Source organism: Streptomyces sp. NPDC056361, assembly GCF_042262805.1.
GTDB lineage: Bacteria > Actinomycetota > Actinomycetes > Streptomycetales > Streptomycetaceae > Streptomyces.
The window spans coordinates 23,934-47,148 of sequence record NZ_JBHJQI010000062.1 but is presented as its reverse complement, the minus strand read 5'-3'; the positions used below and the strand labels follow the sequence as shown (position 1 = coordinate 47,148).

General features: G+C 74.7%; 16 protein-coding genes. 2 read left to right on the top strand and 14 right to left on the bottom strand.

The annotated features are described in order from the left end of the window. Positions 1–27: 27 nt before the first annotated feature. Together ACFCY7_RS21195 and ACFCY7_RS21190 are read right to left on the bottom strand one after the other, a co-directional pair. The gene (locus tag ACFCY7_RS21195; protein WP_376487331.1) at positions 28–1,230 is read right to left on the bottom strand and encodes a DNA polymerase III subunit delta'; all 1,203 of its coding nucleotides are present in this window, start codon (positions 1,228–1,230) and stop codon (positions 28–30) included. 198 nt (positions 1,231–1,428) lie between these two features. Next, a complete protein-coding gene (locus ACFCY7_RS21190; protein ID WP_376487329.1) occupies positions 1,429–1,608 on the bottom strand; it encodes a hypothetical protein in 180 nt (59 codons plus the stop codon). A gap of 161 nt (positions 1,609–1,769) precedes the next feature. Between ACFCY7_RS21190 and ACFCY7_RS21185 the strand changes: the two genes are divergently transcribed. Continuing rightward, positions 1,770–3,026 carry a sensor histidine kinase gene (locus ACFCY7_RS21185; RefSeq protein WP_376487327.1) on the top strand — a complete coding sequence of 419 codons (1,257 nt, stop codon included), beginning with the start codon at positions 1,770–1,772 and terminating at the stop codon, positions 3,024–3,026. Next, a complete protein-coding gene (locus ACFCY7_RS21180) occupies positions 3,014–3,658 on the top strand; it encodes a LuxR C-terminal-related transcriptional regulator (RefSeq protein ID WP_376487326.1) in 645 nt (214 codons plus the stop codon). Before ACFCY7_RS21185 ends, ACFCY7_RS21180 begins: the two co-directional genes overlap by 13 nt. 128 nt (positions 3,659–3,786) lie before the next feature. On the opposite strand, the gene ACFCY7_RS21175 is transcribed toward ACFCY7_RS21180, so the two are convergent. From ACFCY7_RS21175 to ACFCY7_RS21120, 12 genes are all read right to left on the bottom strand, one after another. Beyond that, positions 3,787–6,348, bottom strand: coding sequence for an FtsX-like permease family protein (locus ACFCY7_RS21175; RefSeq protein ID WP_376487325.1), 2,562 nt, complete (start codon positions 6,346–6,348; stop codon positions 3,787–3,789). Then, on the bottom strand, positions 6,345–7,229 hold the full coding sequence (locus ACFCY7_RS21170; RefSeq protein ID WP_376487323.1) for an ABC transporter ATP-binding protein: 885 nt from the start codon (positions 7,227–7,229) through the stop codon (positions 6,345–6,347). The genes ACFCY7_RS21175 and ACFCY7_RS21170 overlap by 4 nt, the downstream gene beginning before the upstream one ends. A gap of 92 nt (positions 7,230–7,321) precedes the next feature. After that, positions 7,322–10,735: a dTMP kinase gene (gene tmk, locus ACFCY7_RS21165; protein WP_376487321.1), complete on the bottom strand. Its 3,414-nt coding sequence runs from the start codon at positions 10,733–10,735 to the stop codon at positions 7,322–7,324. Between the two features lie 128 nt (positions 10,736–10,863). After that, on the bottom strand, positions 10,864–13,692 hold the full coding sequence (gene topA, locus ACFCY7_RS21160; RefSeq protein WP_376487319.1) for a type I DNA topoisomerase: 2,829 nt from the start codon (positions 13,690–13,692) through the stop codon (positions 10,864–10,866). A gap of 262 nt (positions 13,693–13,954) precedes the next feature. After that, positions 13,955–14,152, bottom strand: coding sequence for a hypothetical protein (locus tag ACFCY7_RS21155; protein ID WP_376487318.1), 198 nt, complete (start codon positions 14,150–14,152; stop codon positions 13,955–13,957). Between the two features lie 231 nt (positions 14,153–14,383). Beyond that, positions 14,384–15,175 carry an ABC transporter permease gene (locus ACFCY7_RS21150; protein WP_376487316.1) on the bottom strand — a complete coding sequence of 264 codons (792 nt, stop codon included), beginning with the start codon at positions 15,173–15,175 and terminating at the stop codon, positions 14,384–14,386. A gap of 14 nt (positions 15,176–15,189) precedes the next feature. Then, positions 15,190–15,963, bottom strand: a complete 774-nt coding sequence (locus tag ACFCY7_RS21145; protein ID WP_367823279.1) for an ABC transporter permease — start codon at positions 15,961–15,963, stop codon at positions 15,190–15,192. Next, a complete protein-coding gene (locus tag ACFCY7_RS21140; RefSeq protein ID WP_376487315.1) occupies positions 15,960–17,033 on the bottom strand; it encodes an ATP-binding cassette domain-containing protein in 1,074 nt (357 codons plus the stop codon). The genes ACFCY7_RS21145 and ACFCY7_RS21140 overlap by 4 nt, the downstream gene beginning before the upstream one ends. A gap of 88 nt (positions 17,034–17,121) precedes the next feature. Continuing rightward, positions 17,122–18,126: an ArsR/SmtB family transcription factor gene (locus ACFCY7_RS21135; RefSeq protein WP_376487313.1), complete on the bottom strand. Its 1,005-nt coding sequence runs from the start codon at positions 18,124–18,126 to the stop codon at positions 17,122–17,124. Further along, entirely contained in the window at positions 18,123–19,685 is a 1,563-nt protein-coding gene (locus ACFCY7_RS21130) for a methyltransferase (RefSeq protein ID WP_376487312.1), read from the bottom strand. Before ACFCY7_RS21130 ends, ACFCY7_RS21135 begins: the two co-directional genes overlap by 4 nt. A 207-nt stretch (positions 19,686–19,892) precedes the next feature. Beyond that, positions 19,893–20,543, bottom strand: a complete 651-nt coding sequence (locus ACFCY7_RS21125; RefSeq protein WP_376487310.1) for a small secreted protein — start codon at positions 20,541–20,543, stop codon at positions 19,893–19,895. Between the two features lie 183 nt (positions 20,544–20,726). Continuing rightward, the gene (locus ACFCY7_RS21120) at positions 20,727–23,045 is read right to left on the bottom strand and encodes a sodium-translocating pyrophosphatase (protein ID WP_376487309.1); all 2,319 of its coding nucleotides are present in this window, start codon (positions 23,043–23,045) and stop codon (positions 20,727–20,729) included. Between the last annotated feature and the right edge of the window lie 170 nt (positions 23,046–23,215).

Genomic DNA, 23,215 nt, shown 5'->3' with positions numbered 1-23,215 from the left:
GGGCAGACGGGAATGCGACGACAGGCCCTAGTCGCGCAGGGCCAGCGCCATCGCTTCCATGGCGAGCAGTGGGGCCACGTTGCGGTCGAGGGCGTCGCGGCAGGCGAGGATCGACTCGATGCGGCGGAGGGTGCGCTCCGGGGTGGTCTCGCGGGCGATCCGCTCGATCGCGTCCCGCACGTCCGTGTTGGCCAGGGGGGTGCGGGAGCGGAGCTGGAGGGCCAGGACGTCGCGGTAGAAGCCGGTGAGGTCGGTGAGCGCGAGGTCGAGGCTGTCGCGCTGGGTCCGCGTCCTGCGCCGCTTCTGGTCCGCTTCCAGGTCCTTCATCACGCCGGCCGTGCCCCGCGGCAGCCGACCGCCCGGGGCGACGCCGAGGGCCGTCTTCAGCTCCTCGGCCTCCTTGGTGTCCAGCTCCTCGGCGACCTGCTTCGCGTCCTCCTCCGCCACGTCGAAGAGTTCCTGGGCCGCCTTGAGGCAGCCGCCGACGTCCCCGACGCGCAGCGGCACCTTGAGGACGGCGGCCCGGCGCGCGCGGGCCCGCTCGTCGGTGGCGAGCCGGCGCGCCCGGTCGACGTGCCCCTGGGTGGCGTGGGCCGCGGCGTACGCCGCCTCCGGCTCGATGCCGTCGCGCCGTACGAGCACGTCGGCGACCGCCTGCACCGACGGCGTGCTCAGGTTCAGGTGGCGGCAGCGGGAGCGGATCGTGGGCAGCACGTCCTCGATGGAGGGCGCGCAGAGCAGCCAGACGGTCCGCTGGGCGGGTTCCTCCACGGCCTTCAGGACAGCGTTGGCCGACTTCTCGTTCAGCCGCTCCGCGTCGGCCACCAGGATGACCTGCCAGCGGCCGTTCGCCGGCGCCGTGTACGACTTGCGCACGGTGTCGCGCATGTCCTCCGCACGGACCACGGCACCGACGGCCTTGACCGTCGTCACGTCGGCGTGGGTGCCGACCAGCGCGGTGTGGCAGCCGGTGCAGAACCCGCAGCCCGGCGCACCGCCCAGTGCCCGGTCGGGGCTCACGCACTGCAGCGCGGCGGCGAACGCCCGTGCCGCCGTCTCCCGGCCGGCTCCCGGCGGGCCGGTGAAGAGCCATGCGTGGGTCATCTTCGAGGCCTCGGGGGCGGGCTCTCCGGCGGCATGGGCGGTCACGAGCGCGTCGGCGTCCCGCGCGGCGGCGGCGAGCTGCTCCTCGACCCGCGCCTGTCCGACCAGGTCGTCCCATACGGCCATGTCTGCCCCTCCTCAGGTACGCCCTCCATTGTGGGGCAGTCCTCTGACAACCCCTGCCGGACGACGGCGCGGCGGTTCTCCGGCACTCCCCGCCGGATGACGGCTCGGCGTTCTCCGGCACCCCCCGCCGGACGGCGGCGCGACGGTTCTCCGACAACCTCCACCGCGCGACGGCGCGGCACTCCGCGCCGCCCCGCGTCACACGCGGGCCCGGTCCCGCGGACGGGTCAGCCACAGGCCGACGGCGGAGCCGAGCAGGACCGCGCCGGTGCAGACGCTTCCGGCGACCCGGAGGCCGCCGGTCCACCCGGCGAAGGTGCTGATGAAGACGTTGGCCAGGACGCTCGCGGCGAGCAGCAGCCAGAGAAGGGCGCGCATGGGGTGCCTCCGTGAAGGGGGTTCGGGGTGGGCCGCAGGTCGTTTCCGGCGACCCTCCGATCCTCGTGCGCCCCGGGCCCGCGCACAGCGGTGCCCGCTCCCGGACCGATGGTGTAGCCCGCTCCACCGTCCGCCGTGCGACCGCCGCCTAGGCTTGCTCCATGCGTGAGGCGATCAAGGAAGCGGCCCGGGCGTGGCTCCATCTCGCGATCGGGGCCGCGCTCTCGCTCCTCTGCTACCTGATGGTGGGCGTCGCCCTGTTCACGGCGTTCCTCACCGTCACGGTCATCGGCGCCGGGGTGCTTCCCGAGAGCGTGCTGCTGCTGCGCCGGATCGCCGGCTGGGAGCGGCGCCGTACGGCCGCGTGGACCGGTTCGCCGGTCCCGGAGGCGTACCTGCCGCTGGAGGGGCCGCTCCCCGCGCGCGTGCGGACGGCCGTCACCGACCCCGGCACCCGGCGGGACCTGGTCTGGGCCGCTGCGCAGCTGCTCTACGGCTCGGTGCTCTGGTACCTCTCGCTCGTCCTGTGGGGGCCCGCGCTGCTGGTCGACGGGGTCTGGACCGGGCTCGCGGGGCGGCGGCCGGTGGCGCTGCCGCTGATCGGCAGGCTCGCCGGGCTCGCGGCCGAATGGTCGCGCGCGCTGCTCACGCCGACCCCGTCGGCGGCCCGGGACGCCGCGCTGGCCGCCCGTATCGAGCAGCTGACGGCCACCCGGGCGGGCGCGGTCGCCGCGCACGGCGCCGAACTGCGCCGGATCGAGCGCGACCTCCACGACGGCGCGCAGGCCCGTCTGGTGGCGCTCTCCATGCGGATCGGCCTTGCCCGGCGCGCGTACGAATCCGATCCCGCGACCGCGCGCAAGCTCCTGGACGACGCCCAGACGCAGGCCGAGGAGGCGCTGGCCGAGTTGCGGCACGTGGTGCGCGGCATCCACCCGCCGATCCTCACCGACCGCGGTCTGACCGGGGCGGTACGGGCCCTCGCCGCGAGCAGCGGCCTGGAAGTGGCGGTCACGGTGACGGGCCTGGCCGCCGTCCCCGCCACTCGTACGGACCCCACCCCCCACACGGACCCCACCGGCCCTGCCACCCCCACAGACCCCCAGGCCCCCTCCGACGGACCCCGCGCGCCCGCCGCCGTCGAGGCCGCGGCGTACTTCGTCGTGGCCGAGGCGCTGACGAACGCCGCCAAGCACAGCGGAGCCGCGCGGGCCTCCGTGGCCCTCGCCCGTGAGCGGACCGGGCTACGCGTGCGCGTGCGGGACGAGGGCCGGGGCGGGGCCGAGGCCGGGGAGAGCGGCGGCTCCGGGCTGACGGGCATGCGCCGACGGGTCGCCGCCCTGGACGGCACCGTACGACTGACCAGCCCCGAAGGGGGCCCGACCGTGATCGAAGTGGAGCTTCCGTGCGTGTGGTGATCGCCGAGGACAACGCCCTCCTGCGGGAGGGCCTGGTGCTGTTGCTGACCTCCTCCGGCCACGAGGTCGTCGGGGTCGCGGCCACCGGGCCCGAGATCCTTCCGCTGCTCCTGGAGCACCGCCCGGACGTGGCCGTCCTCGACGTGCGGCTGCCGCCCGGCTTCCGCGACGAGGGGCTGCGGGCGGCGCTCGCGGCCCGCGAGCGGCTGCCGGACCTGCCGGTGCTCGTGCTCTCCCAGTACGTGGAGGAGACGTACGCGGCGGAGCTCCTGGGCGGCGGCGCACGGGGCGTCGGCTACCTCCTGAAGGACCGGGTGGGGCGGGTCGACGAGTTCCTGGACGCCCTGGAACGGGTCGCCTCCGGGGGTACGGCCCTGGACCCGGAGGTCGTCACCGAACTCCTGGCCCGCCGCCGCGACGACCCGCTGGACTCCCTCACGCCCCGCGAACGCGAGGTCCTGGAGCTGATGGCGCAGGGGCTCGACAACGGCACGATCGCCCGCTCGATGGTGGTCACCGAGCGGGCCGTGCACAAGCACATCGGCAACGTCTTCGCGAAGCTCGGCCTGCCGCCGAGCGACGGCGGCGGCCACCGCCGCGTCCTCGCCGTCCTGGCGTACCTCGACGCCTGACCACGGTCGGCCAGCGCCCTACCCGCCGCCCCACGACGGGCAGGGCCGCCCCTCGACGCCTGACCGAGGCCGCGCCAGTACCCCACCCGCCTGTCCCGCGACCGGCAGGAACGCTCCGGCGGTCCGCGTCAGCGCCCCACCCGCCGTCCCGCGACCGGCAGGAACACTCCGGCGGCCACCGTCACCACCACCGTTCCCGCGATGAGTCCGGCCTGGGCGGGTGGCAGGTAGGGCAGGCCGCCGGTGAGGGCCCAGGCGAAGGCGGTGAGCGGGAGGGCGGCCACCACGGCTCCGATGATCAGGCCCGTGGCGGTCAGGAACCCGGCCTCCAGGCCGAGCATCCGGCGCAGCTGACCGGCGGAGGCGCCGACCTGCCGGAGCAGGGCCAGCTCGCCGCGCCGCCCCGCGCCGATCAGGGCGAGGGTGCTGAGGACCGACAGGAGGGTGAGCCCGCCGATGGCGCCGACGACGGCGGCCGAGACGATCCCGTTCAGCTCGGCCCCGGGGAGCGTCACCTGCTCGGGGGCGACGGACGTGGCCGCCGGGGTCAGGCCCGGCTCCGGGGCACCCGCCGGTGTCCGACCGGTCGACGCCAGTACGCGCGCGGGGTACGGATCGCTCATGTGCGGGGCCAGTTCGGACTTCGGCAGCAGGAACTCGCCGAGGGCGAGCGAGCGTTCGTAGACCGCCACCACCCGCAGCCGCTTCGGCGTCCCGTCGCCGAGTCGCAGCTCGACGGTCGAACCGGGCTTCGCCTCAAGGGAGTCGGCCGTGCCCGCGCCGACGGCGACGGTGCCGGGGCGGCCGAGTCCGGCCAGGTCGCCCGCGACGACGCCGGGGTCGAGCGTGCCCGCGAGGCCGGCGGCGTCCACGCCGAGGACGGGGAGCCGGTCGAGGCGCGGCGAGCCGGCCTGTGTCCGGGCCAGGACGACCGTCGAACGCAGCACGTCCGTGGCCGACTCCACCCCCGGCAGCCGCCGCACCCGCTCCGCCGTCGTACCGGTGAACGCGAGGTCGGCGGTGGTCGCGGCCCGCGCCTGCGCCCCCGCGGCCCGCTCCATGGTCGTGCCCGCCGAAAGCTGGACGAGGGCGAAGGCGGTGACGAGGACGACCGGGACGAGCGCGGCGCCGAGGCGGCGCGAGTGCGCGGTCGCCCCGGCCGCCGTGAGCCGGCCGGGCGCGCCGCCGAACCACCGGAACGGCCGGTCGAGGACCGTCATCGCGGCCCGCGCGATCCACGGCCCGAGCAGCGCGCACCCGACGACCAGCGTCACCGTGGCCGCTCCGGCGGCGGCCGCGGCCGCGTCGCCGCCCTGGACCGTGGCGGTGCCGGCCGCCGTCGCGCCGAGCACGAGCAGCGCGATCCCCGAGATGCGGCGCGCGGCGCCCTTCCCGGGGCGCCCCGGCCGCCGGGCGGCGAAGAGGACGACGAGCCGGGCGATCCCCACGACGACGGCGGCGACCACCAGGACGCCGGCGAACAGCCACGGCGGGGACGGCAGTTCGAGCCCTTCCGGCACGACGCCCGGCCGGCCCCGCAGCGCCGACCACAGGGCGAGGAACGCCGGTACGGCCGCGAGCCCGCCGACCAGCGCCGCCGCACCCGCGACCCGGGTCACCTCCCGGCCTGCCGCCGCCCGCACTTGACGGGGCGTCGCGCCGACGGAGAGCAGCAGGTCCCGCTCGGCGGAGCGCTGCCCCAGCGCCTGGGCGACCAGCGAGGCGAGGACGAGTACGGCGACGAGGACGACCGTCCCGGACACGGCGGCGAGCATCTGGAGGAGGTCCCCGCGCGCGGGGAGCGCGCCGAGGTGCTCGGCACCGCCCCGCCCGTCGCCGGTGAGCGCCCGGAGCGGCAGGCCCGCGGCGGTGTCCTTCAGGCCCGCGGCGTCCAGGGCCGCCCGCACGCGCGCGTGGAGCGTGTCCGCCGGCACACCGGGTTCCCCGAGGACCCCGACGGCGTCCACGGCCCCCGGATGCCCGGCGAGCCTCCGCGCCTCCTCCGCTGTGAAGTACAGCGCGGCCGGCCCGTCCGCCAGGCCGACGACCGTACGCCCGGCGACGGTGTCCCCGACCCGGACGCCTCCCCCGGACCCGGACGAGGATCCGGACCTGGACGAGGATCCGGCCGCGGACGAGGATCCGGCCAGGGCCCCGGCCCCGGCCCCGCCGTCGCCGCCGCCCGCGACGACCTCTCCGGCCCGCCGGGGCTCCCGCCCCTCGACCAGCCGGTACGGAGCGAGCGCGGCGGCCTCCCACGACCGCCCGGTGTGGGTCCGCGCCCCCGCACCGGTGGCAGCGCCCGTCCCGGCCCCCACCTCCCGCTCCCGTACGACGAACGTGTCGTCCGGCACGGCGGCCCGGACGCCGGGAACCGTGCGGAGCACGTCGGCGGTGGCCGCCGGGATCCGTACCCGCTCGGTGAGACCGGCCGTCACGGTGGTGGGCTCGCTGCCCCACGGGGTGGCCCGCCAGCTGACCTCCTGGTCGCCGGCGACGACGACGGGCGCGGCCGCGAACCGCTCCACGCGCGCGTGGCCGAGCCCGGCCGAGCCGAGGGCGAGGGCCAGGGCGCCGAGCAGCGCGGAGGTGACGGCGACGGCAGCGAACACGGCCGCCCACGCCTTCCGGTGCGCCCGCAGCGACCGGCCGGCGAGCAGCCCCACCGCGGCGTTCCCCTTCCGGCTCATCGCGCCACCGCCGCGAACCGCTCGGCCCCGCCGGAGCCACCCCGCCCCTGCCGCGCCCCGGCACCGGCACCGGCACCCCACGTCTCCCGCGCACCGGCCCCACCGGAGCCACCCCGCCCCTCCCGCGCCCCGACCCCGGGACGTACGCCCAGTGCCTCCCGTACGCCGGTCTCGTCCGGGTGGTCGAGGCGGCCGACGAGGCGGCCGCGGTCCAGGAAGACGGCTTCGTCCGTCCAGGCGGCGGCCACGGGGTCGTGGGTGACCAGGACGACGGTGCGGCCCCGCTCGTCGACGGCGCGGCGCAGGAGGGCGAGGACGCCGGCGGCGGTGACCGGGTCGAGGGCGGCGGTGGGCTCGTCGGCGAAGACGACCTCGGGTTCGTTGACGAGGGCGCGCGCGATGGCCACCCGCTGCCGCTGGCCGCCGGAGAGGTGTTCGGGAGTGTCGTCGGCGCGGTCGGCGAGCCCCACCGCGTCGAGGCCGGCGAGGGCGCGGGCGTCGAGTTCGCGACCGCCGCGGGCTCCGGCGAGGAGCAGCGGCAGGGTGACGTTCTCGCGGACGTTCAGGGCGGAGACGAGGTTGAGCGACTGGAAGACGAAGCCGATCCGGTCCCGTCGGAGCCGGGTGAGGCCGGACGCCTTCAGCGTGGCGAGGTCGGTGCCCCCGATCCGTACCGTCCCGGCCGTCGGCCGTTCGAGCCCGGCCGCGCAGCGCAGCAGCGTGGACTTGCCGGAGCCCGACGGGCCCATCACCGCCACGAACCGGCCCCGCGGCACGGCCAGGCTCACCCCGTCGAGCGCGGGGGCTCCGCGTCCGTACGTCCGGGTCACCCCGTCCAGGGCGAGGGCCGCGCCGCTCTCCGTCACTGCTGTCGTCATCATGCCGACAACGCTAGAAAAGTGCAGGTCACAGCGGTATGGAGCTGGCTGCCCGATGGGGGGTGGAGCTAGCTACACCCCCCATCGGGAGGAGATCAGCGGCGGCGGCCGCCGTCCTCGTCGTCGTGCGGGCCGAACAGCTCGTCCGCGAGGGTCGGCAGATCGTCGAGCGGGGTCTCCTCGGCCCAGTCGGAGCGGCGGCGCGGCCGGCCGTTCTCGTCGAGCTGGGGCAGCTCGCGGGTGCGGTCGTTCGCGCCGTGCGGATCCTCCTCCGCGCCGCGTCCGGCGGGCTCGTCGCGGAAGATGCCCTGCGGGACCCGGTCGGCGGGGTCGGACGCGCGGGGGCGTGCGGGAGCGGTGTCGCGTACGGAAGCGGTGTCGCGTACGGGCGGCAGGACCGCGGTCTCGTCGATGCCCCGGGTCTCCCGGACCACGGGCAGGACGGCCGTCTCGTCGGCTTCGGGCCGCACGATCGGGGTGGCCACGGTGACCTCGTTCGGCGAGACCTCGGGCTCGCCCGGCTTCTTGACGACCGGGGTCTCGACGGTGACCTCGTCCGGCGTGACGACCGGGGTCTCGACGGTGACCTCGTTCGCCGAGGTCTCGGCGGCGGCACGCGCGGCGGCAGCCTTCGCCTCGGCGGCAGCCTTCTCCCCGGCGGCCTTCTCGGCAGCCGCCTTGGCCGCCGCTGCCCGCTCGCCGGCGGCCTTCTCCGCCGCGGCCTTCTCGGCCGCAGCCTTCTCCTGCGCGGCCTTGGTGGCCGCGGCCCGCTGGGCGGCGGCCAGCTCGGCGGCGGCACGTTCCGCCGCGGCCTTCTCGGCGGCCGCCTTGGCCGCGGCCTCGGCGGCGACCTTCTCCGCGGCGGCCCGCACCGCGGCCTCCTCGGCCGCCTGCGCGGCGGCGGCGGCCTCGGCCATCCGGCGGGCCTCCTCGGCGCGGAGCAGGGCCTCTTCGGCCTTGCGCTGCTTCTCCAGGCGGCGTTCCTCGGCCTCGGCGCGCAGCCGGGCCTCCTCCTCGGCCTCCTTGCGGAGCCGCTCCTGCTCCTCCTGGCGGGCCTTCTCCTCGGCCGCGAGGCGCTTGCGTTCCTCCTCGGCGGCGAGCTCCGCGGCGATCCGGGCCTCCTCGGCCTGGCGGCGGGCCTCCTCCGCCTGCCGTTCGGCCTCCAGGCGGCGCGCTTCCTCCTCCTCGCGCCGCTTGCGCTCCTCCTCCTCGGCGCGGAGCTTGGCGAGCTGCGCCTGCCGCTCGCGCTCCAGGCGCTCCTCCTCGGCCTTGCGGGCCGCCTCTTCCTCGGCCTGGCGGCGCGCCTCCTCCTCGGCCTTCCGGCGTGCCTCCTCGGCGGCCTTCACCTCGGCCTCGGAGAGCGGCAGCATCCGGTCGAGCCGGTGGCGGACGACGGTGGTGACGGCTTCCGGCTCCTGGCCGGCGTCGACGACGAGGTAGCGGCTCGGGTCGGCGGCCGCGAGGGCGAGGAATCCGGACCGCACGCGCGCGTGGAACTCCGGCGGCTCGGACTCCAGGCGGTCGGGGGCCTCGGTGAACCGTTCCCTCGCGGTCTCCGGGGAGACGTCGAGCACCACGGTCAGGTGCGGGACGAGTCCGCTGGTCGCCCAGCGGGAGATGCGGGCGATCTCGGTCGGGGACAGGTCGCGGCCCGCGCCCTGGTAGGCCACGGACGAGTCGATGTAACGGTCGGAGAGGACGACCGCGCCCCGCTCCAGGGCCGGCCGGACCAGCGAGTCGACGTGCTCGGCGCGGTCGGCCGCGTACAGCAGGGCCTCGGCCCGGTTCGAGAGCCCCGCCGACGACACGTCGAGGAGGATCGAGCGGAGCCGCTTGCCGATCGGGGTGGCGCCGGGCTCGCGGGTGACGACGACTTCGTGGCCCTTGGCACGGATCCACTCGGCGAGCGCCTCGACCTGGGTCGACTTGCCGGCTCCGTCGCCGCCCTCCAGGGCGATGAAGAAGCCGGTCGGCGAGGGTGCCTGGGCCGGGTCGGAGCCGCGCAGCGCGTCGCGCAGGTCGCGGCGGAGCGGGACCCCGGCGCGGTCGTCGGTCCTGGCGAGGACGAGCGCGGCGACCGGCAGCAGCAGCGCGCCGACGAGGACGAGCGTGAAGGCGGCGCCGCCGTGTGCGAAGACGAAGTCGCCGGAGGCGAGCCGGTGGGGTCCGATCGCGGCGGCGAGGAGCGGCGCGGCGAGCGCGCCGACGGCCATGCCGACGCGGGCGGTGGCCTGGAGGTGTTCGGTGGTGCGCGCCCGGCGGGGCTCCTCGGTCTCCTGGTCGACGAGGTGGTGGCCGGTGTTCGCGGCGACCCCGGCGGCGTACCCGGCGAGGGCGGCGAGGAACAGCACGGTCGCCGTGTCGGGCACGAGGCCCATCGCGATGAGGGCGACGCCGGTGACGGCGGTCACGAGGGCGAGCAGCCGGCGCCGGGACAGGACGGGCAGGACGGAGCCCGCGGTCCGGATGCCGACGGCGGTGGCGCCGCTGAGCGCCAGGACCAGGAGCGCGTACGTGACGGGCCCGCCGCCGAGGTCGTACGCGTGGAGGACGGAGACGGACGCGGCGGCGGCGATGGCTCCGGCGACGGTGGCGCAGGTCAGGACGAGCAGCGGCAGGGCGCCGGTGCGGCCCTTCTCGGCCGCGGCCTTGCCCTCCTCCGGGGTGCCCTTCCCGGCCGACGGTCGGCGCAGGCCTTCGAGGGGCGAGCGGGGCCGGGGGGTCTCCCCGCCGGGCAGCGCCATCGCGTACACGACGGTGACGGAGGCGGCGAAGAGCCCGGCGGCGACATACGAGCCGAGGGCGGCCTGGTGCAGCGAGAACCAGTCGAGTCCGGCGCCGAGCAGGTTGCCGACCAGGGTGGCGACCAGCAGGGCGGCGGCCGCGGCCGGGACGGCGAGGAAGCCGGTGCGCTGGGACAGCCGGCGCAGCGCCCCGAGGTGGTCGGGCAGCGGCCGTACGGCGGCGCCTTCGAGCGGCGGGGCGGGCAGCAGCGCGGGCGCGGCGCCCTCGCGGCCGATCGTCCAGAGCCGCTCGGCCGCACCGGTGACGAACACGGTGCCGAGCAGGTACCAGAGGGCGTCGCGGGGGACCCAGTCGATCCACAGGGGGGCGACGACGAGGAGCGCGATCCGCACGCCGTCGGCGCCGATCATGGTCCAGCGCCGGTCGAACGCGCCGCCGGGTCCGGTGAGCGCGGTCAGCGGTCCGAGGAGTACCGCTCCGAAGACGACCGAGGCCAGCAGGCGCGCGCCGACGACGGCGGCCACGGCGAACGCGGCCCCCCGGTAGCCGCCTCCGAGCGCGCCCTCGGCGACGGCCGCCTGAAGGCCGAGGAGGACGAGCACGAGGAGGGCGAGGACGTCGCCGGTGCTGCCGAGCGCGTGGGCGGTCCACAGCCGGCGCAACGGCTGATGGCGCAAGAGGGCGCCGACGGCGCGCTCCCGGGAATCCGCGACGAGTGCGGCGTCGGAATCACCGAGGCGGTCTGGCTGCTCTGCTCGCGTCATCCGTCCACCCTATCCGGACGGCCTCCCTCGTCGCGGCCTGCGCCCGAACATCAGGACGAGGCTGTGACGGGACGGCGACGGGGGCGGAGACACCCGGTCTCCGCCCCCGTCGTCCGCGCGGTGCGGTACTACTCCGGCTTGGCCGCCGCCGTCTTCTTGGCAGCGGTCGTCTTCTTCGCCGTCGTGGTCTTCTTCGCGGCCGTCTTCTTGGCGGTGGTGGTCTTCTTCGCCGCCGTCTTGGTGGCCGTCTTCTTCGCCGTCGTCTTCTTGGCCGGGGCCTTCTTGGCGACCTTCTTCGCCGGCCCCTTGGCCCGCTTCTCCGCGAGGAGCTCGTAGCCGCGCTCGGGCGTGATCTCCTCGACGCTGTCGCCGGTGCGCAGGGTGGCGTTGGTCTCGCCGTCCGTCACGTACGGGCCGAAGCGGCCGTCCTTGACGACCACGGGCTTCTCGCTGACCGGGTCGGTGCCGAGCTCCTTCAGCGGCGGCTTGGCCGCGGCGCGGCCCCGCTGCTTCGGCTGGGCGTAGATCGCGAGCGCCTCTTCGAGGGTGATCGTGAAGAGCTGCTCCTCGTCGGTGAGCGACCGCGAGTCCGTGCCCTTCTTCAGGTACGGGCCGTAGCGGCCGTTCTGGGCGGTGATCTCGACGCCCTCGGCGTCCGCGCCGACGGTCCGCGGCAGGGACATCAGCCGGAGGGCGTCCTCCAGGGTGACGGTGTCGAGGGCCATCGACTTGAAGAGGGAGGCGGTGCGCGGCTTCACCGCGTTCTTGCCGGTCTTCGGGGTGCCCTCGGGCAGGATCTCGGTGACGTACGGGCCGTAGCGGCCGTCCTTGGCGACGATCTGGTGGCCGCTGACGGGGTCGGTGCCCAGCTCGAAGTCGCCGCTCGGCTTGGCGAGCAGCTCCTCGGCGTGCTCGACGGTCAGCTCGTCGGGCGCGAGGTCGTCGGGGACGTCGGCGCGCTGGTGGCCCTCGGCGTCCTTCTCGCCGCGCTCGACGTACGGGCCGTAGCGGCCGACGCGGAGCACGATGCCGTTGCCGACGGGGAACGAGGAGATCTCGCGGGCGTCGATGGCGCCGAGGTCGGTGACGAGCTCCTTGAGGCCGCCGAGGTGGTCGCCGTCGCCGTTCCCGGCGTCGGCCGCGCCGCCCGTGCCGTCCTCGCCCTCACCGAAGTAGAAGCGCTTCAGCCACGGCACGGACTGGGCCTCGCCCCGCGCGATGCGGTCGAGGTCGTCCTCCATGCGGGCGGTGAAGTCGTAGTCGACGAGGCGCCCGAAGTGCTTCTCCAGGAGGTTGACGACGGCGAAGCTCAGGAAGGACGGCACGAGGGCCGTGCCCTTCTTGAAGACGTAGCCGCGGTCGAGGATGGTGCCGATGATCGACGCGTACGTCGACGGGCGGCCGATCTCGCGCTCTTCGAGCTCCTTGACCAGCGAGGCCTCGGTGTAGCGGGCCGGCGGCTTGGTGGCGTGCCCGTCGACGGTGATCTCGTCGGCGGTCAGCGCGTCGCCCTCGGCGACCTGCGGCAGGCGCCGCTCGCGGTCGTCGAGCTCCGCGTTCGGGTCGTCGGCCCCTTCCACGTAGGCCTTCATGAAGCCGTGGAAGGTGATCGTCTTGCCGGACGCGCTGAACTCGGCGTCGCGGCCGTCGGCGGCGCGGCCGCCGATCTTCACGGTGACCGAGTTGCCGGTGGCATCCTTCATCTGGGAGGCGACGGTCCGCTTCCAGATGAGCTCGTAGAGACGGAACTGGTCGCCGGTCAGGCCGGTCTCCGCCGGAGTGCGGAAACGATCACCCGAAGGACGAATCGCCTCGTGCGCCTCCTGCGCGTTCTTGACCTTGCCCGCGTAGACGCGCGCCTTCTCCGGCAGGTAGTCGGCGCCGTACAGCTGGGTGACCTGCGCCCGGGCCGCCGCGACGGCGGTGTCGGACAGGGTGGTGGAGTCCGTACGCATGTAGGTGATGAAGCCGTTCTCGTACAGCTTCTGCGCCACCTGCATGGTCGCCTTCGCACCGAAGCCCAGCTTGCGGCTCGCCTCCTGCTGGAGGGTGGTGGTCCGGAAGGGCGCGTACGGCGACCGGCGGTACGGCTTCGACTCGACCGAGCGCACGGCGAACGCCGTGTCGGCGAGCGCGGCGGCCAGGGCCCGCGCGTCCGCCTCGTCCAGGTGGAGCACGGTCTCGGTCTTCAGGCGGCCGTCGGCGCCGAAGTCACGGCCCTGCGCGACGCGCTTGCCGTCGACCGTCGCGAGGCGCGCGACCAGCGACGACGGGTCGGAGGCGTCACCGGTACGGCCGGTGCCGAAGGTGCCGGTGAGGTCCCAGTACTCGGCGGAGCGGAAGGCGATGCGCTCGCGCTCCCGCTCGACGACGAGCCGGGTGGCGACGGACTGCACGCGGCCGGCGGACAGCCGCGGCATGACCTTCTTCCACAGGACCGGCGACACCTCGTAGCCGTACAGCCGGTCGAGGATGCGGCGGGTCTCCTGGGCGTCGACCATGCGCTGGTTCAGCTCGCGCGGGTTGGCGACGGCCTCGCGGATCGCGTCCTTGGTGATCTCGTGGAAGACCATCCGGTGGACCGGGACCTTGGGCTTCAGGACTTCCTGGAGGTGCCACGCGATGGCCTCGCCCTCGCGGTCCTCATCGGTGGCGAGGAAGAGTTCGTCGGACTCGGCGAGGAGCTCCTTGAGCTTCCTGACCTGGGCCTTCTTGTCCGCGTTGACGACGTAGATGGGCTGGAAGTCGTGCTCGACGTCGACCCCGAGCCGGCGCACCTCGCCGGTGTACTTCTCCGGCACCTCGGCGGCACCGCTGGGGAGGTCGCGGATGTGCCCGACGCTCGCCTCGACGACGTAGCCGGGGCCGAGGTAGCCCTTGATCGTCTTCGCCTTGGCAGGCGACTCGACGATGACGAGTCGGCGGCCGCCGGGTGCGGTCTCGCTGGTCGGGGACAACTTCGCTCTTCTCTCCGGGATCGACACTCTCTGGCACGTACGGCACTGGCACGCACGGCAGCGGCACGGACGGTGACGCTCCCGTCGCTGCGGAGTGTGACGGTACAACCCGCCCCCGTGTCAAACGGCGAAAGCCCGCAACGGCCACTCGAACGGTAACCCGAGTTTTGGCATTCCTGCCGCCCGGACTCCCGGACGGGCGGGGCGGGCGGTCGGGCCGGTGCCGTCGCCGGCGGGGCCGCGGCCGGACCCCGGGCGGGATTCAGACGCGGCCGAAGCACCAGAGGCCGAGGGCCAGGACGGCGGCACCGGACAGGGCCGTCAGCGCGACCGCGGTACGCGGCGCGACCCCGTACACCACGGGCTCACGGTGCAGTGAGCGCACGGCGGTCCACAGCAGCAGCGCGCCTCCGAACAGCGTGAACGCCGCCCCCGCGAAGATCGCCGGCCCGCTCTCCATGCCCGTACCCCGTTCCGTCCACGTGCGGTGTTCGTCTCCCGGAGCCGAGGCTGACACCTCTGGGCGTCATGAGTGCGAATTCCGGGTGAACGACGCGGGGCGCCCCGGACGGTTTCACGAAGATGGCCGGTAGTGACCCATTCCTCACTCCACTTTTTCCCGTCCCCTCCCTCCCCCACCCCCCGCCCCACCCCTCCCGACCCCCTCTCCTCTGGCTTCACGTCTCTTCCGTCACATCGTGTCGAGCGTGGCCCGGCGGCGGCTGCCGCGCTCGAAGACCCCGAGCAGGGCGACGGCGAGCAGCGCCCACCCGGCCCCGACCGCGAGCTCGGCCCCGAGCAGCGCCGCGTCGAGACCGGCGCCCGCCGTCAGCCCGCGGGCCGCGTCCGCCGCGTGCGTGAGCGGCAGCAGCTCACCGGCGGTCCGCATCCACCCGGGCAGCGTGTCCCTGGGCACGGCGGCGCCCGTCAGGAGGAGCAGCACCGAACTGGCCACGTTCGACACCAGGAACACGTCACGGAAGCGGAGCCCGAGCGCCCCCAGCGCGAGCCCGAACGCCGAGCAGGCGCCCGCCGCGACCAGCAGCACCAGACCGAGCCCGGGCAGCGCCCCCGCGGGCACGGGCAGCCCGAGCACGAGCGAGGCCGTGGCCAGCACGAAGGCACTGACGAACAGTCCGTTGAGCACGTACGGGAGGGCGCGCCCGATCCACAGCGGGACCCGGTGCCGGGGCGACAGCAGGACGGCCCCGAGGGTGCCGTACCGGCGCTCGTTCGCGACGGCCATCGTGCCGCCGTACACGCAGGAGGCGGAAGCTGCGAGGACGGCGTTTCCGACAAGGTGGAAGCGGTCGTCGGCGACACCGAGTTCCCTGCCCAGGAAGACGAAGAAGAAAACCTGGAGCAGCGGCCCGACCAGCAGGGTTCCGATGAACATCGGCGGGGTGGTCCAGTTGAACAGCGCCCGGTAGGAGATCGCCCCGCCGACGACGACGAGCCGGGCGGTGCCGAGGAAACGGAACATGTCTCTCTGGCCTTTCAGGTGAGGGCGAGGGTGGCCGCGGCGCGCGCCCGGCGCTCCACGCGGCCGAGGACGAGGACGGCGGCCAGGGCGTACGCGGCGCCGAGCGCGACGGCCGCGAGCAGCGGCGCGCCCACGTCCCCGCCGGAGGTCGCCGCGTGCACGGCCCGCGCGCCCCAGGTCGTGGGCAGCGCCCAGGAGATCGGGTGGGTCCAGGCGGGCAGCACCGTCACCGGCACGAGGAGCCCGGACAGCAGCCAGACGGGGGTGTCGAGCGGGTTGGCGAGGGCGTTGGCGTTGCGCAGCAGGACGAAGGTGGCGGCGAGCAGCAGCCCCGTCATCCCGAGCGCGAGGACGCAGACCGGGACGGCGACCAGGAAGAGCAGCGGGTGCGCGAAGTCGAGCGGCACGTCGAAGAGCAGCACGCCCCACAGGACCGTCGCCCCCATCGCGTACGTGCCGATGACGGCGGTCGCGAGGGTGATCGGGAGCAGCACCAGCGCGAGCGGTGTCGGCGCCACGACCAGGGTCTCCAGGGTGCCGAGCCAGCGCTGGTTCTGCACCGCGCCGCCCGACCCGAAGAGCACCGACCCCCAGATGCCCATGAGGCCGGCCCCGACGGAGGCGGTGAGCAGCCGGTCCGGGTCGCCGGCGGCGCGGAACAGGTAGACGGCCAGGGTCGCGTAGACGAGCGGGACGAGGACGGCGAACGTGATCTCGATCGGGGAGCGCGTCATGTACGCGACGTGGGTGCGCACGCCGACGAGGATCAGCCGGGGGACGCGCCTCATACCGACACCTCCGCGGGACCGTCGGCCTCCGACACCCCGGGCCCGACGCCGGACGCCGTGTGCGTCGCCCCGTTCCCGGCGGCGCCCGAGCCCCCGCCCGCCGCGTCCTCCACGATCGCGATGTAGGCGTCCTCCAGGGACGGTTCGCGGCTCGTGACCCGTCCGATCCGTATGCCGTCCAGCGCGGCGAGGACGGGTCCGTGCAGGTCGGAGGCGCCGCGGCCGGTCTGCACGGTCACGGTCTGGAGCGCGCCCCGGTCCTCGGCGGACACGCCCCGCACCCCGGGCACCCGCCGCACCCGGTCGAGCCGTTCCTCGTCCACCCCGTACGCCTCGATCTCCAGCACGTCCCTTTCCCGCACCAGGGACTTGAGGCTGTCGGGGGTGCCGAGGGCACGGATCCGGCCACCCGCGATGACGGCGATCCGGTCGCAGAGCTCGTCGGCCTCGGCCATGTAGTGGGTGGTGAGCAGCACGGTCGTGCCGGCCGCGGCCAGGTCGGCGACGGTGCGGCGCAGGTCGCGGGCGGCGACCGGGTCGACGCCGATGGACGGCTCGTCGAGGAAGAGGACGTCGGGCCGGTGCAGCAGGCCGCGCGCGATGTGGAGGCGCTGCCGCATGCCGCGCGAGTAGCCCTCGACGCGCTCCTTCTCCCGGCCCAGGAGGCCCACCAGGTCGAGGAGTTCGGCGATGCGCCGCTTCTGCTCGCGCGCCGGGACGCCGTACAGCTCGGCGAAGTAGCGGAGGTTGTCGAGCGCGGAGAGCCGGTCGTAGAGGCCCCGGTCGCCGCCGAAGACGTACCCGATCCTGCGGCGTACGGCGACGGGGTCGCGGGCCACGTCGTGGCCGAACACCCGGGCCGTGCCGGAGGTCGGCAGGAGGAGGGTGTTGAGCATCTTGATGGTGGTGGTCTTCCCCGCGCCGTTGGGCCCGAGCAGGCCGAACAACTCCCCCGGCGCCACCTCGAAGGTGACCCCCCGCACGGCCTCGGTCTCGGTGCGCCGGGACTTCGGCCACCCGGTCCTGCTGGTGTAGGTGCGGCGCAGCGCGTCCGCCTCGATTGCGAGCATGCGCCGGACGTTAGGAGCCGCCGCCCGGTCGCGGCCATCGATTCGGAACCCCCCGAATCGTCCCGCGCCCCCGCCCCGCGCGCGGGCCTCACGCGACCGCGCGCAGCACGCCCTCCCCCGTGAGCAGCGCGAGCAGCGAACGGCCGGTGTCCGTGAGCTGGTAGTACACGGAGCGTCCGATGCGGTGCCGGGTGACCACGCCGGCCTCGGAGAGCACGGAGAGGTGCTCGGAGACCGTGCTGGGCGCGAGTCCGAGCCGGTCGGCGAGCCCGGCCGTGGTCAGCGGTCCGCCGAGCTCGCGCAGGACCGCCGCGCGGCCCCGGCCGAGCATCAGGCCGAGCCGGTCCTCGGCGACGGGCTCGGGCGGTTCGCGCAGCGCGGCGGCGCCCCGGGCCTGGAAGCTGAGGGCGAAGACCTCGGGGTCGTCCGTCGAGTAGAGCCGGCAGCCCTCGGCGAAGACCAGCGGCACGAGGACGAGCCGCCGCTCCCCCGGCGCGTACTCGGCGTCGATGTGCTTGGTCAGTTCGAGTACGGGCGGCTGCCACCGCCCCCGCGTCTCCAGGCCGGCGAACAGCGCGTCGACGCCCTCGGTCGCGAACGTCCTGGCCCGGACGAGCACTTCGTCCTCGACGAGTCGCCGCATCGTCGGCCAGTAGGGCTCGATCGCGCCCTCCCAGTAGGCCGCGTACGCGTCGGCGAGGGCCGCGCAGGCCGCCTCCGGGTCCTTCAGGTAGGGCTGCAGGAAGGGCGCGTCGGCCATGCCGGGGTAGCAGGCCGCCGCCTGGTCGCGGACGAAGTCCGGGTCGGTGGCCCGCAGCGCGGCCAGCTCCTCGTGCACGTGGACCGTGCCGAACGGCCGGGGCAGCAGGAAGTCGGAGACGTCGTACCGCCCCTCGGCGAACAGGTCCCACAGCGGGCGGAGCCGGTCGTCCTCGCGCCACACCTCGCGCGCCTGCCCGACCCACTCCTGGTACGGCCAGGAGGGGTGTCGCCAGGGCAGCGCGAGGTGCATCGAGCAGAACGCGTCGCGCAGCGGGCTGATCGCGATCCGGGTCGCCCCGAGCGAGGCCTCGTCCAGCTCGATCCGTATCAAGCGCCGCCCTCTTCCCCGTGCTCCCCGGAGGTCTCCGCGCCGGCGGGCAGCAGGAAGCCCTCCTCGACGAGCAGCCGGATCGCCTGCGGAGTGCGGTCCCGCAGGACGACCGGGTCCTCTCCCATCAGCTGCCCGATCGCGTCGAGGATGCGGCCGGCGCTGAGCGTGCCGTCGCACACGCCGGCGAACCCGGCGCCGACGTGGTCGACCTTGGTGGCACGGCGCATGCCCCGGTTCTGCCGGAGCACGACGTGCTCCGGGTCCTCGGCGCCCGGCAGCCCGACCTGCTCCTGCATCACCTCGGGCGCGAGCGTGAACCGGTCGGCGAGGAGGGCGGCGTCGTCGTGGGTGCGCAGGTAGTCCTGGCGCTCGAAGTGGGCGCGGACGGTGGGCCCGAGGGGCTGCTCGACCGGGTGCGGCCACTCCTCGACGAGGATCGAGGGCTCGACCGCGCCGGACGCCACCGCGTCGTTCCGCCGGATCGTGATCCAGCCGAAGCCGACCGCGCGGGTCTTGCGGGCCTCGAACTCGTCGAGCCAGCGGCCGTACGCCACCCGGTACGCGTCCGGGTCCCCGCGGTGGTCGCCGCTGTCGCGCAGCCAGAGCTCGGTGTACTGGGTGACGTCCTGGACCTCGCGCTGGACGATCCAGGCGTCGCAGCCGCGCGGCACCCAGGACCGCAGCCGCTCCTGCCAGTCCTCGCCCTCCACGTGCTGCCAGTTGGCGAGGAACTGGGCGTATCCGCCGTCGTTGAGCCGCTCGCCCGCCTCCTGCACGAGCGTGCGGCACAGGTCGTCGCCGCCCATCCCGCCGTCCCGGTAGGTGAGCCGGGCGCCGGGGGAGATCACGAACGGCGGGTTGGAGACGATCAGGTCGTACGTGTCGCCGTCGACCGGCTCGAAGAGCGAGCCTTCGAGCAGCTCGGCCTCGCGGGCCCCGGAGAGCGCGAGCGTGAGCCGGGTGAAGTCCAGGGCGCGCCCGTTGAGGTCGGTGGCGGTGACCAGGGTGGCGTGCTGCGCGGCGTGCAGCGCCTGGATGCCGGAGCCGGTGCCGAGGTCGAGCGCGGAGGAGACCGGCGTGCGGACGGTGATGCCGGCGAGGGTCGTGGAGGCGCCGCCGACGCCGAGGACGACGCCCTCGTCCTTCTTGCCGATGCCGCCCGCGCCGCCGACGGCGCAGCCCAGGTCGGAGACGATGAACCAGTCCTCGCCGTCCGGGCCGCCGTACGGCCGGACGTCGACCGTGGCGAGCACGGCGTCGTCCTCGCGGACCACCCAGCCGTCGTCGAGGGCCTCGTCCAGCGGCAGTGCGGCGGCGGCGACGTCGTGTGCGACGGGACGCTGGAGCAGGAAGAGCCGGACGAGGGTCTCCAGCGGCGAGTCGCCGCGGGTGGCGCGCAGGGCGGGCACGGTCTCGCTGCGGGCGAGCGCCGAATAGGCGGGGGCGCCGAGCAGGTCGAGCAGTCCGTCGGCGGTGAAGCCGGCGGCGAGCAGGGCCTCGCGCAGACGGGCGGCGTGCGCGGGCGCCGGGAGGCGGGGGGGCAGGCTGGTCGTACTCACCGCTCCATTGTGACCGCCGCCACCGACATCCGGACCGCCGACCCGGCGGCGGACGGCCGATCGCCGCCGCCACCGGGCCGGGGGCCGGGTCGGTCACAGGCCGGACCGGGCCGGGCGGGGCCCGGAGGCCGGGTCCGGATGCCGAAGGCCGGGCCGCGCCGAGGCCGGGGCCCGAGGGCCGAGGCCCGGAGGTCTGGGCCCGGGGTGCTACTCCTCGGACTTGGTCGACGCGGCCGTCTTGGTGGGCTTGGCGGAGGCCTTCCCGCTCGGGGTGGAGCCGGAGTTCGGGGAGGCGGAGGTCTTCGGCGGGACCGAGGCCGTCGGCTTCTGGCAGCCGGGCTGCTTGGCCATGGCCTGGCCCAGCTCGCCCTCCTCCAGCTTGGACAGGGCGTTCTGGTCCATCTTCTCGATCTTGGTCAGGCCGTCGGCGACGCCCTGGAGGCCGTCCGCGAACTTCTGCTGGTTCGTCGGGTCCAGCGCGTCGACCTGCTTCTTGAGCCCCTCGTAGGCCACGGCGGTGGCGTTGAGCTCCTTGATCGCGTCCTGCTGGACCTTCGCGCCGTTCTCGACGGGCGGGGCGCCGGCGGCCTCGACGGCCTTGGCGAGGGCCCGGTCGGCGTCGGCGATGTCCTGGAACGCCTTCGAGTCGGCGGCCTGGATCTCGGCCGGCTTGCTGTCGGCGGCGGTCGAGATGATGATCTGGTGCGCGTCGGCCCGCTTCTGGATCTGAGGCTTCGCCTGATCGCAGAACGTCTTCGCCCAGTCACCCACCTTGTCGCCCTCGTCGTCGCTGCAACCGGACAGCGCGAGCACCAGTACCGCGCCGCCGGACAGTGCGGCCGCAAGCTTCTTGTTCAACGGATCGGTCCCTTCCAAGGGTCTCGGCCCCGGAACATACACGCCGAACGGGCTACTTCCACCTTTCGTGGGACTGACTTATCCCACATTGCAGCCTTTTGACCCAAGCGACGACCCTCACACCCACCCCCGAAACCCGCGGAAATGAGACGGACGACACGTCAGGCGTCCACGGATCAGACGTCAGGAGACCGCCACCGAGCGCCTCTTGGAGGCCCGGACCGCGGCGACGACCACGGCGAGCGCGACCGCCGCGACCGCGGCCCGCAGCCCGGGGCTCGCGTCGTCGCCGTATCCGAACCGCACGACCGCCGGGGCGATCAGCAGCGCGACCAGGTTCATCACCTTCAGGAGCGGGTTGATCGCCGGGCCCGCCGTGTCCTTGAACGGGTCGCCGACGGTGTCCCCGATGACCGTCGCCGCGTGCGCCTCGCTGCCCTTGCCGCCGTGGTTGCCGTCCTCGACCAGCTTCTTCGCGTTGTCCCAGGCGCCACCGGAGTTGGCGAGGAACACCGCCATCAGCGTGCCCGCGCCGATCGCCCCGGCGAGATACGCGCCGAGCGGGCCGACGCCGAGCGCGAAGCCGACCGCGATCGGGGCCATCACGGCGAGCAGCCCGGGCGTGGCGAGTTCGCGCAGCGCGTCCCTGGTGCAGATGTCGACGACCCGCCCGTACTCCGGCTTCTCGGTGAAGTCCATGATCCCGGGGTGCTCACGGAACTGCCGCCGCACCTCGTACACCACCGAACCGGCCGACCGGGAGACCGCGTTGATGGCGAGCCCCGAGAAGAGGAAGACGACCGCCGCGCCGAGGATCAGCCCGAAGAGGTTGTTGGGCTGCGAGATGTCCATCGAGAGGGTCAGCGCGTCCGCCTTCCCGCCGAGCTCCCCCACGTCGGCGATCGAGGTGGCGATGGCGTCCCGGTACGAGCCGAAGAGCGCCGAGGCCGCCAGGACGGCCGTGGCGATGGCGATGCCCTTCGTGATGGCCTTCGTCGTGTTGCCGACCGCGTCGAGGTCGGTCAGCACCTGCGCGCCCGCGCCCTCGACGTCCCCGGACATCTCCGCGATGCCCTGCGCGTTGTCGGCGACGGGGCCGAAGGTGTCCATGGCGACGATCACGCCGACGGTGGTGAGCAGGCCCGTCCCGGCGAGCGCGACCGCGAACAGCGCCAGCATGATCGAGGCGCCGCCGAGCAGGAACGCGCCGTACACGGTGAGCCCGATGAGCAGGGCCGTGTACACGGCGGACTCCATGCCGAGGGCCACGCCCGCGAGGACCACGGTCGCGGGCCCGGTGAGCGAGGACTTCCCGATGTCCCTGACCGGCCGCCGGCTCGTCTCCGTGAAGTAGCCGGTGAGCTGCTGGATGAGCGCGGCCAGGACGATGCCGAGGGCGACCGCGACCAGCGCGAGGACCCGCGGATCGCCGCCGTGGTCCTGGATGCCCGGCTCGGTGACGCCTTCGAGCTCGGCGTACGAGGACGGGAGGTACGTGAAGGCGGCGACGGCGACCAGCGCGAGCGAGGTCACCGCCGAGACGAGGAACCCGCGGTTGATCGCGCTCATGCCGCTGCGGTCCGCGCGCCGGGGGGAGACCGTGAAGATGCCGATCACCGCGGTGACCACGCCGATCGCCGGAACGATCAGGGGAAACGCGAGCCCGTGGTCGCCGAAGGCCACCTTGCCGAGGATGAGCGCGGCGACCAGGGTCACGGCGTACGACTCGAAGAGGTCGGCGGCCATGCCCGCGCAGTCGCCGACGTTGTCGCCCACGTTGTCGGCGATGGTGGCGGCGTTGCGCGGATCGTCCTCCGGGATGCCCTGCTCGACCTTGCCGACCAGGTCGGCGCCGACATCGGCGGCCTTGGTGAAGATGCCGCCGCCCACACGCATGAACATGGCGATGAGCGCGGCGCCCAGACCGAAGCCCTCCAGGACCTTCGGCGCGTCGGCGGCGTACACGAGGACGACGCACGCGGCCCCGAGCAGTCCGAGGCCGACGGTGCACATGCCGACCACCCCGCCCGTACGGAAGGCGATCCGCGTGGCCCGGTGCGCGACCTCCGTCAGGTCCTTCTCGGGCTCGCCCGGCGCCGGAGTGGCCTCCCTGGCCGCCGCGGCGACCCGCACGTTGGCCCGTACGGCGAGCCGCATGCCGATGTACCCGGTGACCGCCGAGAAGAGCGCCCCGACCAGGAAGAACAGGGAGCGGCCGGCCCGCTGGGACCAGTTGTCCGCGGGCAGCAGCATCAGGAGGAAGAACACGGCGGCCGCGAAGACGGCGACCGTCCGCAGCTGCCGCGCGAGATAGGCGTTCGCCCCCTCCTGCACGGCGGCGGCGATCTCCCTCATCCGCTCGGTGCCCTGGCCGGCCGCGAGCACCTGGCGCACGAGGAGCCGCGCGACGACCAGCGCGGCGAGGGCGACGCAGGCCACGACGACCACGATCGTCCTGTTCCCGCTCGTGAGCACCGCGGCGGCGAGGGATGTGGGGTACATGGGGACGGATCATAGGGAGACGAACCCGCCCAGATGGGGACGCCGCCGAGCCACCACACGAATGCACCCATCCGACACGGGGACGGGGTAGGGGTACGCGTACGGGGCGGGGCGCCGGCGGGGCGGGGCGCCGGCGCGGCGGCGGTCGGGCTCCCGGCGAAAAGGAAAGA

Excerpts from the sequence above, each read along its gene's own strand:
- ACFCY7_RS21140 (WP_376487315.1), bottom strand. The coding sequence starts at position 17,033 with ATGCTCGCAATCGAGGCGGACGCGCTGCGCCGCACCTACACCAGCAGG.
- ACFCY7_RS21155 (WP_376487318.1), bottom strand. The coding sequence starts at position 14,152 with ATGGAGAGCGGGCCGGCGATCTTCGCGGGGGCGGCGTTCACGCTGTTC.
- ACFCY7_RS21190 (WP_376487329.1), bottom strand. The coding sequence starts at position 1,608 with ATGCGCGCCCTTCTCTGGCTGCTGCTCGCCGCGAGCGTCCTGGCCAAC.
- tmk (WP_376487321.1), bottom strand. The coding sequence starts at position 10,735 with ATGACGCGAGCAGAGCAGCCAGACCGCCTCGGTGATTCCGACGCCGCA.
- ACFCY7_RS21195 (WP_376487331.1), bottom strand. The coding sequence starts at position 1,230 with ATGGCCGTATGGGACGACCTGGTCGGACAGGCGCGGGTCGAGGAGCAG.
- ACFCY7_RS21185 (WP_376487327.1), top strand. The coding sequence starts at position 1,770 with ATGCGTGAGGCGATCAAGGAAGCGGCCCGGGCGTGGCTCCATCTCGCG.
- ACFCY7_RS21175 (WP_376487325.1), bottom strand. The coding sequence starts at position 6,348 with ATGAGCCGGAAGGGGAACGCCGCGGTGGGGCTGCTCGCCGGCCGGTCG.
- ACFCY7_RS21170 (WP_376487323.1), bottom strand. The coding sequence starts at position 7,229 with ATGATGACGACAGCAGTGACGGAGAGCGGCGCGGCCCTCGCCCTGGAC.
- ACFCY7_RS21150 (WP_376487316.1), bottom strand. The coding sequence starts at position 15,175 with ATGTTCCGTTTCCTCGGCACCGCCCGGCTCGTCGTCGTCGGCGGGGCG.
- ACFCY7_RS21120 (WP_376487309.1), bottom strand. The coding sequence starts at position 23,045 with ATGTACCCCACATCCCTCGCCGCCGCGGTGCTCACGAGCGGGAACAGG.
- ACFCY7_RS21145 (WP_367823279.1), bottom strand. The coding sequence starts at position 15,963 with ATGAGGCGCGTCCCCCGGCTGATCCTCGTCGGCGTGCGCACCCACGTC.